Below are 16,012 nucleotides of genomic sequence, written 5' to 3'. Positions count from 1 at the left end.
GTTGGAAATGGGCATTTTTGCGTTCGTGAAGGAAGCCGGCGAGAAACTGTGGGAAAGCATTGTCGGTCAGGAGGCGCAGGCCGCCGAATCGCTCAAGGACCACATCGCCAAGGTGGGCCTTGGCAACCCGAACATCCAGGTCAGCGTCGAGGGCGACAAGGTGATCGCCACCGGTGAGGTGGCCAGCCAGGAAGAGAAGGAGAAGATTCTGCTGGCGCTAGGCAACGTCGCGGGTGTGTCGGGTGTGGAAGACCACATCACCGTCGCCACGCCAGCTGCGGAGGCGCGTTTCGTCACCGTGAAGAAGGGCGATACGCTCAGCGCCATCGCCAAGGCGGAGTACGGCAACGCCAACCTCTACAACAAGATCTTTGAGGCGAACAAGCCGATGCTCAGCCATCCGGACAAGATCTATCCCGGCCAGGTGCTGCGGATTCCGGAATAACCTCAACGAGCCCGGCCCAGCGCCGGGCTCGCTGTTTCTACTCGCTTCACAACCCTTCGAGCAGCGCCCGGTAGTCTTCCTGGGCGGCGAACTCTTCTGTGTCCTTCGGACCCTGGCGGCTGTCCGGCTGGCGCACCGCGAGCAGGTGGGCGACGCCAAAGGTCCGCGCGGCGCGCAGGATCGGCAGGCTGTCGTCGATGAACAGACTATGCGCCGGATCGAATCCGACGTCGGCACGCAGAGCCTGCCAGAACTGCTGGTCTTCCTTCGGGAAGCCGTAATCGTGGGAGCTGATCAGCCGGTCGAACCAGGGCGACAGCTCCACCCGCTGCATCTTCAGTGACAGGGAATCGCGGTGTGCGTTGGTAATCAGCACCGCGCGCTTGCCGTGCTCACGCAGTTTCGCCAGGAACAGATCGGCGTCCGGGCGCAGGGCGATGAGGTCGGCGACTTCGTGCTTGAGGTCGAGGATCGACAGCTTGAGCTCGCGGCTCCAGAAGTCCAGGCAGTACCAGTTGAGCAGCCCGGCGTTGTCGCGGAACAGCGGTAGCAGCTCGGCGTCTGCTTCTGCACGGCTGATGCCATGTCGCTCGGCGTAGCGCTGCGGCAGGTGTTCGAGCCAGAAATGGTTGTCGAAATGCAGATCGAGCAGGGTGCCGTCCATGTCGAGCAGGACGGTGTCGATCTGGTTCCAGGGCAGGCGTGGCATGCTGGGCTTTCGCAAAAGGGTGTCGCAATTGCGCCGGCGGTGAGCGGAATCGGCGCGATATCTGACACGGAGAATCGGAAAAGGCGGGTTATCATAGCCGACCCGGCCACCCCCAGGAGTCGCCCCATGCGTCAGAAACCCACGGTCCTCGCCCGAGAGATCGTTGCCAGAAGCCGGCTCTTCGCCGTCGAGGAGCTGCAGCTGCGCTTCTCCAATGGTGTCGAGCGTACCTACGAGCGCCTGGTGGGCAAGGGGCAGGGCTACGGCGCGGTGATGGTGATCGCCATGCTCGACGCCGAACACGCCGTGCTGGTCGAGGAATACTGCGCCGGGGTCGACGAGTACCAGCTGTCGCTACCCAAGGGCCTGGTGGAGCCGGGCGAGGACATCCTCGACGCGGCCAACCGCGAGCTGAAGGAAGAGGCCGGCTACGGCGCCCGTCAGCTTGAGTACATCACCGAATTGTCGCTGTCGCCCGGCTACATGAGCCAGCGCATCCAGGTGGTGCTCGCCCGCGATCTTTACGAAGAGTCGCTGCCCGGCGACGAGCCGGAGCCGATGGGCGTCGACAAGATCAATCTGCGCGAGCTTTCCAGCCTCGCGCAGAATGCCCAGTTCAGTGAAGGACGGGCCCTGGCCGCGCTCTATCTGGTGCGCGACCTGTTGACTCAACGAGGGGAATTCCAGCCGTGATGAATGCGTTTCTGCCTGCCGTGATCGACCTGGTACACAAGGCAGGCGATGTGATCCTGCCGTTCTGGCGTGGCGAGCTGGAGGTCCAGAGCAAGTCTGATGAATCACCGGTGACCGCTGCCGACCTGGCCGCCCACCGCCTGCTGGCCGACGGCCTGCGCGCGCTGGCGCCGGACGTGCCGGTGCTGTCCGAGGAAGATTGCAACATCCCGCTGGAGACGCGAACCCAGTGGAGTCGCTGGTGGCTGGTTGACCCGCTGGACGGCACCAAGGAATTCATTTCCGGCAGTGACGAGTTCACTGTCAACGTCGCGCTTATCGAGCACGGCCGCGTGGTCTTTGGTGTGGTCGGCATCCCCGCCAGTGGCCGCTGTTACTACGGCGGCACCGGCCTGGGCGCCTGGCGCGAAGAGCGCGGCGGCGAGCCGGAGGCCATCGAGGTGCGCACCGAGCCGGACGACGTCTTCACCGTGGTGGCCAGCAAGCGCCACTCCAGCCCGCAGCAGGAAAGCCTGCTGGCTGGCCTGGCAAAGCGCTTTGGTGACCTGAACCTGGCCAATATCGGCAGCTCGCTGAAGTTCTGCCTGCTGGCCGAAGGCTCGGCGGACTGCTACCCGCGACTGGCGCCCACCAGCCAGTGGGATACAGCGGCCGCCCAGGGCGTGCTGGAAGGCGCCGGCGGCGTAGTGCTCGACGTACGCGGCGAGCCCTTCACCTATGAAGCGAGGGAAACGCTCCTCAACACCTCCTTCCTGGCGCTGCCCAAGGCCGCGCCCTGGCGTGAAGACCTGATCCAGCTGGCCCGCGCGCTGGACTAACCCCATACCCTTGTAGGAGCGAGCGTGCTCGCGAACCAGTCTGACGCCGGCGTTGCCGGTTGATCAGTTCGCGAGCAAGCTCGCTCCTACAGATAGCTCCTCAGACATTCTGACCCATGCCCGAATTACCTGAAGTCGAAACCACCCGCCGGGGCATAGCGCCCCATCTCGAAGGCCAGCGCGTCAGCCGCGTGATCGTCCGCGAGCGCCGCTTGCGCTGGCCGATTCCCGAGGACCTGGACGTTCGCTTGTCCGGGCAGCGGATCGTGCAGGTGGAGCGGCGTGCCAAGTACCTGTTGCTCAATGCCGAGGTGGGGACGCTGATCAGCCACCTGGGCATGTCCGGCAGCTTGCGCCTGGTGGAATGCGGCACACCGGCGGCGCGCCACGAGCATGTGGATATCGAGCTGGAGTCGGGCATGGCGCTGCGCTACACCGACCCGCGGCGCTTCGGCGCGCTGCTCTGGAGCCTGACGCCGCTGGAGCACGAACTGTTGCGCCACCTCGGCCCGGAGCCGCTGACCGATGCCTTCGAAGGGGAGCGCCTGTTCCAGTTGTCACGCAACCGCAGCATGGCGGTGAAACCCTTCATCATGGACAACGCGGTGGTAGTCGGCGTGGGCAACATCTACGCCACCGAGGCGCTGTTCGCCGCAGGCATCGACCCGCGCCGCGAGGCCGGGACCATCTCGCGGGCGCGCTACGTGAAGCTTGCCCAGGAGATCAAACGTATCCTCGCCATTGCCATCGAGCGCGGCGGCACCACGCTGCGCGACTTTGTCGGTGGCGACGGCCAGCCCGGCTATTTCCAGCAGGAACTCTTCGTCTACGGGCGCGGCGGCGAACCGTGCAAGATCTGCGGCTCGACCCTGCGTGAAGTCCGCCTCGGCCAGCGCGCCAGCGTCTACTGTTCGCGCTGCCAACGCTGAAGGCGGGTGGCGGCCGTTAAGCTGCCGACCGCTCCGCCTCCCACACCTTTTGCCATAACAACAATGGCCCCCGAAGAGGGGCTTCCAGGTGATTCATGTCCGGCAACTATCTGCCCCGCAATCCGTTCGCCGAGGCGCTCGGCCACAGCATGCTGCGCCTGGCCGGCTGGCGCATAGAGGGCGCGCTGCCGCCGCTCGACAAGTTCGTGGTGATCGGCGCGCACCATACGTCCAACTGGGATTTCGTCCTGTTCCTCGCGGCCAAGTTCGTGCTGCGCCTGAACGCCCGCTGGTTCGGCAAGCACACCATCTTCCGCGCGCCCTTCGGCGGCCTGATGCGCCGCTGGGGGGGCATCCCGATCCAGCGCCACCTCAAGCTGAACACCGTGGACCAGGCAATCCAGGCATTCCGCGATAATCGCGAGATGATGCTGATCCTCTCGCCCGAGGGCACGCGCAAGAAGGTCGAACGCTGGAAAATGGGCTTCTACCACATCGCCCGGGGCGCGGGCGTGCCTATCGTGCTGGCGGCACTGGACTACCCCGGTCGGCGCATCGTCATCGGCGAGCCGTTCTGGCCCACCGGCGACGAGTCGGCCGACCTGCGCCGGATGCTGGCTTTCTATCGACCTTTCGTGCCGAAAAAGCCCGAATACGCATTCTTCGGCGATTGAAGGCTGTCACGCGACAAGTCATGGAGCGCTGTTATAGTTATGGCAGTCTGCCTGCCCAACTACACAAAAAAGGACTTCCCTCCATGAACGTGTTCCGCACCGCCGCCACTGCAATGGCCCTGGTCTGTGCATTCTCGGTGTTGCCGGCCGTTGCTCAGGAAGAAGTGAGCAACGTCAGCGGCGATCCGACCTACGTCGTCTCGGCTCCGCCGTTCTACTCCATGATGGGCGACCTGCTGATCGCGCGTCCGCTGCTGATCGCCGCCACCGTGGTGGGGACCGCGGCCTTCGTGGTGACCCTGCCGTTCAGCGCGGCCGGCGGCAATATCAAGGAAGCTGGCCAGGCGCTGGTCGTCGATCCGGGCAAGGCCGCCTTCGTACGCTGCCTGGGCTGCACCACCAGCGGCTACAAGAAGGACTGACTGCTCGTCCTTTTCCGGGGCGGCGTGGCCGCCTCGCAAGCCCGGCTTGCCGGGTGAATCCCGTGGGTAGCCCATGAAACTGAGCGGCCTGAAGAAGCACCTGCGTCCGCTGCTTCTGCTGCTGGTCGCCGTCATCCTGGGCTACACCTTCTGGTCCAGCGCCGGTCTGCTGCAGTTGGGAGCGGGCCTGGCGTTGTTCCTGTTCGGCATGCAGTGCCTGGAAGAAGGGCTGCGCGATCTTGCCGGCAGCCAGCTCGAACGCTGGTTGGAAAAGAGCACTGCGACCCGCGGCAAGAGCCTGCTGTTCGGTCTCTTCGGCACCTTCCTGCTGCAATCCTCCACCCTGGTTTCCCTGCTCACCATCGCCTTCATCAGCACCGGGTTGATCCAGCTGGCGGGCGGCATCGCCATCCTGTTCGGCGCCAACCTGGGCGCCACCAGTGGCATCTGGCTGCTGGCGCTGGCCGGGCAGAATCTCAGCCTGAGCCCCCTGGCGCTGCCGTTACTGGTGTTCGGCATCCTGCTGGGTTTCAACGGCGCCAAGAGCAAGGCTGCCGGGCGCATCCTGCTGGGGATCGCCTTCATTTTCCTGGGCATCGACCAGATCAAGGAGGGTTTCGGCAGCTTCGGCGATGCCATGGACATGAGCGAATTGCGCTCGGAAGGCATGCTCGGCGCATTGTTGTTCGTGACCTTCGGCCTGCTCATCACCGTGGTCCTGCAATCCAGCCATGCCACGCTGATGCTGACTCTGGCGGCCCTCGCCGGTGGGCAGCTGGAACTGGGGCAGAGCCTGGCGATTGCCATCGGCTCCAACGTCGGCAGCAGCGTCACCACGGCTTTCGTCGGCTCCCTGGGCGGCAATCGCAGCGGGCAGCGGTTGGCGCTGGCGCACGTGCTGTTCAACGTGGTGACCGGTGTGCTGGCCTTCCTGTTGCTCTCGCCGTTGACCTGGCTGGTGCACTGGTTGGTGACGCCGCTGGGGCTGGCGGACAACCCGATGATCCAGCTGGCGCTGTTCCACACCCTGTTCAACGGCATGGGCGTGGCGTTGTTCTGGCCGTTGCAGGGCGCGCTGGCCAATGCCCTGGTGCGCTGGCTGCCGGAGGTGGAAGAGCCCGCGGTATTGATTACCGACATGGCCCCCGCCATGCCCACCATTGAGCGTACCCATGCGCGCTATCTCAACGAGCGCGCACTGGACTCCGCAGACGCCGCCGCCAGCGCGGTGCTACAGGAATTGCGGCATCTGGGGCGCCTGAGCATCGAAGTGATCTGCCACGCGCTGTACCTGCCGGTGGACATGCTCACCCAGCCGCGGGTCGACGAGAATGAGCTGCGCGCCACGCCGGATCGCCACGCGCTCGCAGCGGAAGTGCTTTACCAGCGCCACATCAAGGGCGTGTATGGCGACCTGCTGAGCTTCATGAGCCGCCTGGAGGTGCCGCTGGACGAGGAACACCAGCGCTTCTGGCTGTCCTGCCAGGTGGTGGCGCTGCAACTGGTGGATGCGGTGAAGGACGCCAAGCATTTGCAGAAGAACCTCGGCCAAGCGCTGCACGGCGAGCCTTCGACGCTACGCGACACCTACGTCGAGTTGCGCCGGCACCTGATCGCCATGCTGCGCGAAGTGCGCGCGCTGGGCTCGCTGCTCGGTGGTGAACTGCCGGAGGAGGCCTTGCAGGCACGTCTGCAATTGCTCGATGAAAGCGCCGCCGAGTTCGACGGCGCCTTCCGTCAGCGGCTGTTCGCCGCCGTGCGCCGGCACGAGCTGGACGGCCTGCAGATGAGTTCGCTGATGAACGACCTGGGCTATGTCAGCCGCATCATCCAGAGCCTGCGCAACGTGCTGCAACTGGGCACCGAGCACGGCCTGTTCGAGCCGGGCGAGGACGAGACGCCGGGTCTCATTCTGCCCTGAAAGCCCGTTCCGATCAGCGCAGTGGTGCTGCCAGCTCGGTCGCCAGGCCGATGCCGCGCGGATCGCTGGCCGACTGCACCTCGCCGGACTTCTTGTTCCACAGCAGCACCTGCTGGTTGCCGTAGGCACGACCGACATCCTTGAGCGTGTAGCCACGGCGCTGCAGGTCGGCTGCCTCGGCGGCGCTGAAGGCGCGCGGTTCGTGCTCGATCACGTCGGGCAGGAACTGGTGGTGGTAACGCGGCGAGGACACCCAGCGCTGCACCGGCTTGCCGTCCAGGTAATCCAGCATTGCCAGCAGCACCATGCTCGGAATCCGGCTGCCGCCGGGCGTGCCGAAGGCGGCCAGCTCCGTGGGGCTTTCGATGAAGCTGGGGCTCATGCTCGATAGCGGGCGCTTGCCGGCGGCCACTGCATTGGCCTGGCTGCCCGCTAGCTGATAGGCGTTGGCGCCGCTGACGTCGGTGGCGAAGTCGTCCATCTCGTCATTGAGCAGCACGCCGGTGCCGGGCACGGTGAAGGCGGCGCCAAAGGGCAGGTTGACCGATAGGGTGGCCGCAACCGCGTTGCCGTCGGCGTCCATGACCACGAAGTGGGTGGTGTGGTCACCTTCGCGCCAGGCTGGTGCCGGCGGCAGGGAAGAGCTGGGTGTGGCGCGTTGCGGGTCGATACCGGCGGCAAGGCGCTTGAGATAGTCCGGCGCAAGCAGCTGGTTGACCGGGTTGGCGACGCGGTCCGGGTCGCCCAGCAGGCCACGGTCGCGATAGGCGCGGCGCAAGGCTTCGACAACGTAGTGGACGCGCTGCACCGGCTCGGCCTTCTGCCAGGGCAACTGCTGCAGCATGCCCAGGCTTTGCGCGAGGGCGACGCCGCCAGCGGAGGGCGGCGGAGCGCTGATCAGTTCCTTTCCATCGGCCAGCGGGTAGCGCAACGCCTGGCGTTCCACGGTGCGGTAGCTGGCGAGGTCTTCCAGGCTCCAGACGCCGCCGGCGGCGCGGACGCCCTCCACCAGCTTCTGCGCGGTTTCGCCTTCATAGAAGCCGATGCGTCCGTAGCGCGCCAGTTTCTCCAGGGTGTTGGCCAACTGCGGCTGGCGCATCAGGCTGTATTCCTCGGGCAGGTTGCCCTGGTCGAGGAAGATGCGCGCAGTCTCGCTGTCCTTGCGCATCGCGTCGAGGCGCCAGGAGGCGCGGTCGATGTAGACGCGGTCGATGGATACGCCATCGGTGGCCAGGCGGATGGCCGGCACGAGGTTGTTCGCCAGCGTCTTGCGGCCGTAGCGGCTGGTGATATCTGCCAGGGCGGCTGGCAGGCCGGGGATGCCGGCGGCCAGCGGCCCATTGAGCGACAGCTGCGGGTCGACCTTGCCGTTGCGCTCGTACATCCGCGCGTGGGCGGCCAGCGGGGCGCGCTCGCGGGCGTCGATGAAATGGTAGGTCGGAGGGCTGCCGGCCTTGCGCAGCAGGAAGAAACCGCCGCCGCCCAGACCCGAGCCATAGGGCTCGGCCACCGCCAGCGCGGCGGCGATGGCTACGGCGGCGTCGAAGGCATTACCGCCGTCGGCGAGGGTTTCCAGGCCCGCCACCGTGGCGGCGGGATGCGCCGTGGCGACGCTGGCCTGGGCCGGATGTTCCGCGGCGTGCAGGGCGAAACTCAGCAGCAGGAGGCTGCAGAAGCCGAGCAGGGAGGCGCGGGTGCGGGAATTCAACAGGGACATGGCATCTCACGAACCGCCGGCAGCGCCGGCTGGAAAACCAAACAGGGCGAAGGTGGAGGATAGACAATCCACAGCGCCGCAGGTTTGTGAGAACTCAATGAAAAAGTGTCGAAACGCGCGAAATCAAGCCTTGCCGGTGAGCTTCTTGTACTTCTCCATCAGCTCATCCTTGCTTTCGACGTGAGCCTCGTCGAGGGGAATGCAATCGACCGGGCAGACCTGCTGGCACTGCGGTTCGTCGTAGTGACCGACGCACTCGGTGCACAGGTTCGGGTCGATGACATAGATCTCCTCGCCCTGGGAGATCGCGGCATTGGGGCACTCGGGTTCGCAGACGTCGCAGTTGATGCAATCGTCAGTGATTTTCAGGGACATCGAACAACTCCAACCATGACGGCAGCCATGGCGATCGGTAGCAACAATGGTGAAATTGTGCCGTATCGGCGCGCGTAGTGCACGCAATCAGGGAGTCAGCTGACGGAAACCGCCATCCTTGGCGGCATGCGGCTCAGCGCTTGAAGCGCTCGGCCAGGGCGCTGGCCACCGCGGGATGGACGAATTTGGTGATGTCGCCGCCCAGCGCCGCGATCTCGCGCACCAGGGTGGAGGAGATGAAGGAGTACTTCTCCGACGGCGTGAGGAACATGCTTTCCAGGTCGGGTGCGAGCTGGCGGTTCATGTTGGCCAGCTGGAACTCGTACTCGAAATCCGACACCGCGCGCAGGCCGCGCAGCAGGATGTTGGCGTTCTGCTCCTTGGCAAAATGGGCGAGCAGCGTGGAGAAGCCGACGACTTCTACATTGGGCAGGTGCGAGGTGACCTGGCGGGCCAGCTCGACGCGCTGTTCCAGCGGGAACAGGGGATTCTTCTTGGGGCTGGCGGCGACGGCAATGATCACCTGGTCGAACAGTCGCGAGGCGCGTTCGACCAGATCGGCATGGCCTTTGGTGATGGGGTCGAAGGTACCCGGGTACAACACTCGATTCATCGCGGCGTCCTGGTCGGCTCTTGTTGGCAGGCTGGTGCAATAGCGGGCGGATGGTAACGCAGCATGTCCGTGGGGCCAAGCGACCTTGGTAGTGCTTCTGTGAACGGACTACCTGAGATAACCGGCGAGAGACCGATGAGTCACGCTCAGGCCGCGTTCCAGAGCCTGCGCGCGGATTTCATGGTGGAAAACCCTTGTAGGAGCGAGCTTGCTCGCGAACAGCGTCTCCCAGATGCTCCGGAGTTGGGCGGTTCGCGAGGCCGAATCCATTCCCTACGGATAACGGCATTCCCCACATCCCTGTGGGTCACAAGCTCGCTCCTACGTAGAGCCGTCGGGTGTGGGCGGTCGGAATCCTGTCAGGCCTTGCCCAGGTGCCTGGCCAGGGCGTCGGCCAGTTGTGCGGTGAGGCCGTAGACCGAGAGCTGCGGGTTGGCGCCGATGCTGGTGGGGAACAGCGAGCCGTCGTGGATCGACAGGTTCTCCAGCTGGTGGTGGCGGCCGAGGCTGTCGCACACCGACTGCTTGGCGTCCTCGCCCATGGCGCAGCCGCCCATCACGTGGGCGCTGCCCAGGCGGGTGCGGTAGAGCTCCAGGCTCAGGCCGTCGATCAGTTCGTGTGCCTCCTTGGCGCTTTTCACGTAGCCAGCGTCGGCGTGCAGCGGCAGCACGGCCTTGGCGCCGGCCGCGAACTGGATGTCGGCCATGGTGTGGAAGGCGCGGCGGATGCCGTCCCAGGTGTAGTCGGTCATCTGGTAGTCGAGCACCGGGGTGTCGTCGCCGCGCAGGCTGACCGAGCCCACTGCGCTGTCCGGATGGAAGCCGTCGCGCATCAGCGCCAGGATCACGTTGGTGTGCGGCAGCTGCTCCATGCGCAGGGCGTTGTCCTCGCCGAAGCGGCCGAGCAGGGTGGCGCTGAGCGCCGGCTGCAGCGGCGGTACTTCAAGCTTGTAGGACATGCGCCCGGTGGCGCCGTCGTCCCACTGGAAGTGGTCGGAATAGATCGACTGCGGCGCACCGTAGAAGGGGTTGATCACCTCGTCGAACAGCGCGGCGCTGAAGTTCACCGTGTGCAGGAAGGTGCGCTGGCCGACGCGGCCGTTCGGGTCCGGCGCCTTGGAGCGCAGGAGGATCGCCGGGGTGTTGATGCCGCCGCCGGAAAGCACGTAGTGGCGCGCCTTGATGGTGATCTTGCGGCCGGTGGGGGCGACGCAGCGCTCGTCCATGGCCGAGCATTCCAGGCCGCTGACCTTGTTGCCGTCGTGCAGCAGGCGGTCGGCGCGGGCGAGGAACAGCAGCTCGCCGCCCTTTTCCAGGGTCGCCGGAATGGTGGTCACCAGCATCGATTGCTTGGCGTTTGTCGGGCAGCCCATGCCGCAGTAGCCGATGTTCCAGCAGCCACGGACGTTGCGCGGGATCACCTTCCAGTGCAGGCCGAGCTTCTCACAGCCGTTGCGGATCACATCGTTGTTGGCATTGGGCGGCATGATCCAGGGTGCCACGCCCAGGCGTTCTTCCATCTTGGCGAACCACGGCGCCATCTCGGCGACGCTGTGACCCTTCACTCCATGTTCCTTGGCCCAGTGTTCCAGGGTCGGCTCGGGGGTACGGAAGCTGGAGGTCCAGTTGACCAGGGTGGTGCCGCCCACGGCGCGGCCCTGGAGGATGGTGATGGCGCCGTCCTTGCTCATCCGGCCGATGCCTTCCTGGTACAGGCTGGGGTAGGCGTCGGCTTCCTGCATCTTGAAGTCGGTGCTGGTCTTGAGCGGGCCTTCCTCCACCAGCAACACCTTGTAGCCGGCGGCGCTGAGGGCTTCGGCAGTGGTGCCGCCGCCGGCGCCGGTACCGACGATCACGACGTCGGCTTCCAGGGTCAGGTCCTTGTCCAGGCGCGAGCCATTGTGGACTTTCCAGCCGCGGGCCAGGCCCTCGGCGAACAGATCGGGTACAGGCATCGGGAATCTCTCAGGCGAATTCTTGTTGTTCTGGCGGCATCAGATTTTCGGCGGGCCGGGGTAGCCGCAATGGCCCCAGGATTCCGGGCGGCTGTACCAGGCCATCATCACCAGTTGCAGCAGCGAGCTGTGGCCCATCTTGAGCAGGGAGATGAGGCTGTTCTGCCAGCGGTTCAGGAAGTTCTGCACGTCCTGCGCGCTGGCGTTGTCCCAGCTGCCCCAGATGCCAGTGAGCGGCCCGCGGGTGATCGGCAGGGCGAGCACGTCGAACAGCTGCACGGTGAGCTTGAGCATTTCCGGGCTGAGGTGGTTGAGGCTGTTGTCCAGGCTCTGGATGGTGCCTTTGACGGCTTCGGCCATGCGCTCGGCGGGTACGGCTCCGGCCAGCATCACTGGGATCAGCGCGCGCAGGAAGGGCAGGTCGGAATCGCGCAGCACGGCAAAGCCATTGGCCGGGGTGCTGGCGGAGCAGCCGCTGAGGCTGGCAGTGACGCCCGCCGTGGCGAGGAAGGCGCCGCCCAGCAGGCCGATCTTGAGCACGCCGCGCCGGGAGAGGCCCGGCGCGGTGAGGGAGGTGTCTGTCATTCTTATTCTTTCACCTGGTTGAAGGGCACCTGGGGCTGATAGATCGCCGGTCAGCGGATGAACAGCTTGTAGACCAGCTTCTGCAGCGATTTACCGTAGGGCGGATAGATCACCCGCGCCGCATTGAAGCGCGGCTTGCTGAACACGCCCTTGGCCTTGGAGAAGGTCAGGAAGCCTTCGTGGCCGTGGTAGTGACCCATGCCGGACGGGCCGACGCCGCCGAAAGGCATGTCGTCCTGGGCCACGTGCAGCAGGGTGTCGTTCAGGCATACGCCGCCGGAGTGGGTCTGGGCCAGTACGTGGTCCTGCTCGCGCTTGTCGTAACCGAAGTAGTACAGCGCCAGCGGACGGTCGCGCTCGTTGATGTAGCTGAGCGCCTGGTCGAGGTTCTGGTAGGGGATCACCGGCAGCAGGGGGCCGAAGATCTCTTCCTGCATGATCTTCATCTCGTCGGTTGCGTTCAGTACCAGTGCCTGCGGCAGGCGCCGGCCCTGCGCCTGCGGGAACAGCGGCACGACGGTGGCGCCGCGGGCCTGGGCATCGACGAGGTAGCCGTTCAGGCGCGCCAACTGGCGCTCGTTGATGATCGCGGTGTAGTCCGGGTTGTTCTCCAGTTTCGGGAAGAAGCCCTGGACCACCTGGCGGTAGCTCTCGACGAACTCGTCGACGCGGTTCTGCGGCACCAGCACATAGTCCGGCGCCACGCAGGTCTGGCCGGCGTTGAGCGACTTGCCGAAGGCGATGCGCTCGGCGGCGTCCTTCATCGGCACGCTGGCAGACACGATGGCCGGTGACTTGCCGCCCAGTTCCAGGGTGACCGGGGTGAGGTTCTCGGCAGCGGCGCGCATCACGTGCTTGCCGACGCTGGTGGCGCCGGTGAACAGCAGATGGTCGAAGGGCAGCTTGGAGAAGGCCACGCCAACGTCGACTTCACCCTGCACCACGGCGACCAGGTCTTCGGGGAAGACCTTGCCCAGCAGCTCCTTGAGCACGCGGGCGGATTCCGGGGTGGATTCGCTCATCTTGATCATCACCCGGTTGCCGGCGGCGAGCGCCCCGGTCAGCGGGCCGATGGCGAGGAACAGCGGGTAGTTCCACGGCACGATCACGCCGACCACGCCCAGCGGCTGGTAGATGACCTTGGCCGAGGCCGGCATGAACTGCATGCCGACGCTGCGCCGGGACGGCTTCATCCACTTCTTCACGCGCTTGGCCGCGTAGTGCACGCCGTGCAGGCTGGGCATCACTTCGGCGAGCAGTGTCTCGTCGGCGGAGCGATTGCTGAAGTCGCTGTTGATCGCATCGATGATTGCCTTCTGCTCGGTCACCAGCAGATTGGCGAGGCTTTTCAGCCACTGGATGCGCTGGCCGGCATCGGGCAACGGGTTGGCGCGGTACGCCTGACGCTGGCGTTCGAGAAGGGTTTCCAGCTGGCTGATCTGCTGCTGGGTCTGCTGCAGGTAGGCGATATCGGCAACCATGACGGGCTCCTGACGGAAGCGGGTGGGGAAGCTCTCCGGAAATTCACGCAAGGAACTCGGATGCTTCGCGTTTTTATGCTGTCGCTGGTTTTTTAGAGCAATTGCTCTAGAGTGTCAATCAGCATGCCGTGTCCGCGCCGCCAGGCCCAGCCAACGAAAAGTTGGGCGCGCCCCAGGGTTGTGTCAGGTGGTAGCAATCGGTGTACCTTTGCGTCCGCGCAATTCGCTTCGATGAGTTTTGGCAATGGCACCACGCATCAACACCCGTGACCGTATCGCCCAGGCCAGCCTTGAGCTGTTCAATGCCCAGGGCGAGCGCAGCGTCACCACCAACCACATCGCCGCGCACCTGGGCATCTCGCCGGGCAACCTGTACTACCACTACCGCAACAAGCAGGTGATCATCGCCCAGCTGTTTGCCGAGTACGAAAGCCACGTCGACCAGTTCCTGCACCTGCCCGAGGGCCGCGCGCTGACGGTGGAGGACAAGACTTTCTACCTCGAAGCGCTGCTCGCCGCGATGTGGCACTACCGCTTCCTGCACCGCGATCTGGAGCACCTGCTGGACTCCGATCCGGAACTGGCCGCGGCCTACCGCGCCTTCGCCCGCCGGGCCATGGACAACGCCAAGGCCATCTATCGGGGCTTCGTAGACGCGGGCATCCTGCAGATGGACGAACCCCAGCTGGAGGCCCTGACCCTCAACGCCTGGATCATTCTCACCTCCTGGGTGCGCTACCTCTGCACCACGCGCGAGGTGGCCAGCGACCTCAGCGAAGCGTTGATGCGGCGCGGCATCTACCAGGTGCTGGCACTGGAAAGCGGGCACATCGCACCCCCCTTCCGCGAGGCGGTGGCGGCGGTGTTCGATCGGTTGTATGTGCCGCTGGAAGATTGATTCTTACAGCCAGGACGTCTCCGAGCGATTGCCTTTCCCTCACCCCAACCCTCTCCCGGAGGGTGAGGGGGGCAGATCCTGCCGGCTGATAGATTGGCTTCCCGTTGCGCCGAACGGTTCCCTCTCCCTCTGGGAGAGGGCTAGGGTGAGGGCCCTTGGCAAGGCGCTCCCGTTACGTAGGGCGGATAACGCGCCAGCGTTATCCGCCGATGTTCGGGCTGGAGGGTTACGCATCCACCTTGCGCGGCCCCGGTACCCGAGGTCGGCGCAGGGCGATGCCATGGCGCAGGAAGAACTCCTCCACACCCTCGGTGGCATCGGTGTAAAGCGTGCGGTCAGGGTGATCGGCAAGGAAACGCGCCATCAGTGCCAGGCCCGTCCCGCGCAATTGAAGCCTCGGCAGCACGGCGATCTCCGCCAGCCAGGTGGTCTGCGCCGTCTCGCTTTCCGCGCGCAATAGGCCGACTACCTGTTCACCGTCCAGGGCCAGCAGGAAGTAGCTGGAGTACTCGTAGAGATCGCGCAGCTCCGCGGTAGTGCCAGGAGAGCCCCAGCCCACGGCGCGGTAGAGCGCGGCGATAGAGGCGCACTGAGCGTTGCTCAGCGGCGGGTTCTGCAGGATCGTCAGCGGCGTGTCGTGCATGGCGGCGCTCCTTTCTGGCGTTTCCTTCCTGGTGCAGTTCCAGTCTGCCTCATTCCCGTTCTGCTGGGCTGATCCAGCGCAGTCAGGCTTCTCGTCGTTCGCGCAGCCACTGCGGGATGCGGCGCTCCAGATAATAGTCCGGACGTCCAGGTGATCCGCCGATGAAGCCGACATGGCCGCCATGGGGCAGCAGCTCCAGCTGCGTCGAAGCGGAGAGCTCGTCCAGTTGCGGCACGCTGTGGGCGTGGATGAACGGATCATCGCTGGACTGGATGATCAGCGTCGGCACGCGGATACCGCCCAGGTAATAGCGGCTGGAGGCGCGGCGGTAGTAGTCGTGCACATCGGCGAAACCGTGCAGCGGCGCGGTCACCCGGTCATCGAAGTCCCAGAAGGTGCGCATGCCATCCAGCGGCCCGAGGCGCTCCAGCGCGGCGAGGTTTTCCGCGTGCCCGCCGGCGGCGAACGCCTGGCGCTTGGTCTGCACATAGGCCACCAGCTCGCGCATGAAGTGCGCCTGGTAGACCCTGGAAAAACCGATGCCGATACGGTCGGCGCACTGGTCCAGGCGGAAAGGCACCGACACCGCCACCGCGCCCTTCAGCGGGCAGCTGTCCGAGGCTTCGCCCAGGTACTTGAGCAGCACGTTGCCGCCCAGCGAATAACCCACCGCGTAAAGCGGCGCCATCGGCCGCTTGGCGCGGACGTGGGCGACCACCGAGGCGAGGTCTTCGCTGACGCCTGAGTGATAGCCGCGCGGCAGCAGGTTCGACTCGCCCGAGCAGCCGCGCCAGTTCAGCGCGACACTGGCCCAACCCTGCGCGGCGAGTTGCTGCTGCACGCCGAGGATGTAATGCGACGACGACGAGCCGGTGAGCCCATGCAGCGCCAGCACCAGCGGAGCTTCCGCCTCGTGCGGGCCGTGCCAGTCGAGGTCGATGAAATCACCATCGTCCAGCCACAGGCGCTCGCGGGTGCGCGCAAGACTGGGCAACTGGCGTGCGAGCGAGCCATACAGGGTTTGCAGGTGCGGGCCGGGTAGCCACCAGGCGGGTTTGAACGGGGAGGGTATAGTCATCACGGATCGAATGGGGTCGACGAGCTGTGATAGTAACGCCAAGTCGGTCATGTAAT

17 protein-coding genes are annotated in these 16,012 nt (G+C 65.5%); 8 read left to right on the top strand and 9 right to left on the bottom strand.

Annotation, left to right across the window (positions count from 1 at the left end; translation table 11 throughout):
* The first annotated feature begins 7 nt into the window (after positions 1 to 7).
* Positions 8 to 445 carry a peptidoglycan-binding protein LysM gene (gene lysM, locus ACNFH5_RS01195; protein WP_037018714.1) on the top strand — a complete coding sequence of 146 codons (438 nt, stop codon included), beginning with the start codon at positions 8 to 10 and terminating at the stop codon, positions 443 to 445.
* A 46-nt stretch (positions 446 to 491) separates the two neighbouring features.
* Here lysM and yrfG read toward each other — a convergent pair whose 3' ends face one another.
* Complete coding sequence (gene yrfG / locus ACNFH5_RS01190; protein WP_416743616.1) at positions 492 to 1,154, bottom strand: GMP/IMP nucleotidase; 663 nt, start codon at positions 1,152 to 1,154, stop codon at positions 492 to 494.
* 126 nt (positions 1,155 to 1,280) lie between these two features.
* Between yrfG and nudE the strand changes: the two genes are divergently transcribed.
* The 6 genes from nudE to ACNFH5_RS01160 all read left to right on the top strand — a co-directional run bounded on the left by nudE (position 1,281) and on the right by ACNFH5_RS01160 (position 6,611).
* Positions 1,281 to 1,847 (top strand): ADP compounds hydrolase NudE, encoded by a 567-nt coding sequence (gene nudE, locus ACNFH5_RS01185; protein ID WP_416743614.1) that lies wholly within the window; start codon positions 1,281 to 1,283, stop codon positions 1,845 to 1,847.
* A complete protein-coding gene (gene cysQ / locus ACNFH5_RS01180) occupies positions 1,847 to 2,665 on the top strand; it encodes a 3'(2'),5'-bisphosphate nucleotidase CysQ (protein WP_416743611.1) in 819 nt (272 codons plus the stop codon). The genes nudE and cysQ overlap by 1 nt, the downstream gene beginning before the upstream one ends.
* Positions 2,666 to 2,781: 116 nt before the next feature.
* On the top strand, positions 2,782 to 3,594 hold the full coding sequence (gene mutM / locus ACNFH5_RS01175; RefSeq protein WP_416743609.1) for a bifunctional DNA-formamidopyrimidine glycosylase/DNA-(apurinic or apyrimidinic site) lyase: 813 nt from the start codon (positions 2,782 to 2,784) through the stop codon (positions 3,592 to 3,594).
* A 95-nt stretch (positions 3,595 to 3,689) separates the two neighbouring features.
* A complete protein-coding gene (locus tag ACNFH5_RS01170) occupies positions 3,690 to 4,268 on the top strand; it encodes a lysophospholipid acyltransferase family protein (RefSeq protein ID WP_416743608.1) in 579 nt (192 codons plus the stop codon).
* Positions 4,269 to 4,351: 83 nt separating this feature from the next.
* A complete protein-coding gene (locus ACNFH5_RS01165) occupies positions 4,352 to 4,690 on the top strand; it encodes a multidrug transporter (RefSeq protein ID WP_416743607.1) in 339 nt (112 codons plus the stop codon).
* Positions 4,691 to 4,763: 73 nt separating this feature from the next.
* Positions 4,764 to 6,611 carry a Na/Pi cotransporter family protein gene (locus ACNFH5_RS01160; RefSeq protein ID WP_416743606.1) on the top strand — a complete coding sequence of 616 codons (1,848 nt, stop codon included), beginning with the start codon at positions 4,764 to 4,766 and terminating at the stop codon, positions 6,609 to 6,611.
* A 13-nt stretch (positions 6,612 to 6,624) separates the two neighbouring features.
* Here ACNFH5_RS01160 and ggt read toward each other — a convergent pair whose 3' ends face one another.
* The 6 genes from ggt to ACNFH5_RS01130 form a co-directional block, all read right to left on the bottom strand.
* On the bottom strand, positions 6,625 to 8,328 hold the full coding sequence (ggt, locus tag ACNFH5_RS01155) for a gamma-glutamyltransferase (protein WP_416743604.1): 1,704 nt from the start codon (positions 8,326 to 8,328) through the stop codon (positions 6,625 to 6,627).
* Positions 8,329 to 8,451: 123 nt separating this feature from the next.
* Positions 8,452 to 8,703 (bottom strand): YfhL family 4Fe-4S dicluster ferredoxin, encoded by a 252-nt coding sequence (locus tag ACNFH5_RS01150; RefSeq protein WP_138519727.1) that lies wholly within the window; start codon positions 8,701 to 8,703, stop codon positions 8,452 to 8,454.
* A gap of 133 nt (positions 8,704 to 8,836) precedes the next feature.
* A complete protein-coding gene (gene coaD / locus ACNFH5_RS01145; RefSeq protein WP_024767001.1) occupies positions 8,837 to 9,316 on the bottom strand; it encodes a pantetheine-phosphate adenylyltransferase in 480 nt (159 codons plus the stop codon).
* 359 nt (positions 9,317 to 9,675) lie between these two features.
* Positions 9,676 to 11,271, bottom strand: a complete 1,596-nt coding sequence (locus tag ACNFH5_RS01140) for a GMC family oxidoreductase N-terminal domain-containing protein (RefSeq protein WP_416743602.1) — start codon at positions 11,269 to 11,271, stop codon at positions 9,676 to 9,678.
* 39 nt (positions 11,272 to 11,310) lie between these two features.
* Positions 11,311 to 11,856: a twin-arginine translocation pathway signal protein gene (locus ACNFH5_RS01135; RefSeq protein WP_416743601.1), complete on the bottom strand. Its 546-nt coding sequence runs from the start codon at positions 11,854 to 11,856 to the stop codon at positions 11,311 to 11,313.
* A gap of 50 nt (positions 11,857 to 11,906) precedes the next feature.
* Positions 11,907 to 13,337: a coniferyl aldehyde dehydrogenase gene (locus ACNFH5_RS01130; protein WP_416743600.1), complete on the bottom strand. Its 1,431-nt coding sequence runs from the start codon at positions 13,335 to 13,337 to the stop codon at positions 11,907 to 11,909.
* Between the two features lie 244 nt (positions 13,338 to 13,581).
* Between ACNFH5_RS01130 and ACNFH5_RS01125 the strand changes: the two genes are divergently transcribed.
* The gene (locus ACNFH5_RS01125) at positions 13,582 to 14,235 is read left to right on the top strand and encodes a TetR/AcrR family transcriptional regulator (RefSeq protein WP_416743599.1); all 654 of its coding nucleotides are present in this window, start codon (positions 13,582 to 13,584) and stop codon (positions 14,233 to 14,235) included.
* Positions 14,236 to 14,461: 226 nt separating this feature from the next.
* Here the strand turns inward: ACNFH5_RS01125 and ACNFH5_RS01120 are convergent, their stop codons facing one another.
* Positions 14,462 to 14,878 carry a GNAT family N-acetyltransferase gene (locus ACNFH5_RS01120; protein ID WP_416743597.1) on the bottom strand — a complete coding sequence of 139 codons (417 nt, stop codon included), beginning with the start codon at positions 14,876 to 14,878 and terminating at the stop codon, positions 14,462 to 14,464.
* A gap of 82 nt (positions 14,879 to 14,960) precedes the next feature.
* Positions 14,961 to 15,956, bottom strand: coding sequence for a hydrolase (locus ACNFH5_RS01115; RefSeq protein WP_416743596.1), 996 nt, complete (start codon positions 15,954 to 15,956; stop codon positions 14,961 to 14,963).
* Positions 15,957 to 16,012 lie beyond the last annotated feature (56 nt).

Source organism: Pseudomonas sp. NY15435 (assembly GCF_048068295.1).
Taxonomy (GTDB): domain Bacteria; phylum Pseudomonadota; class Gammaproteobacteria; order Pseudomonadales; family Pseudomonadaceae; genus Pseudomonas.
The sequence above is the reverse complement of the archived record's forward strand: the minus strand, read 5'-3'. Positions and strand labels throughout refer to the sequence as shown.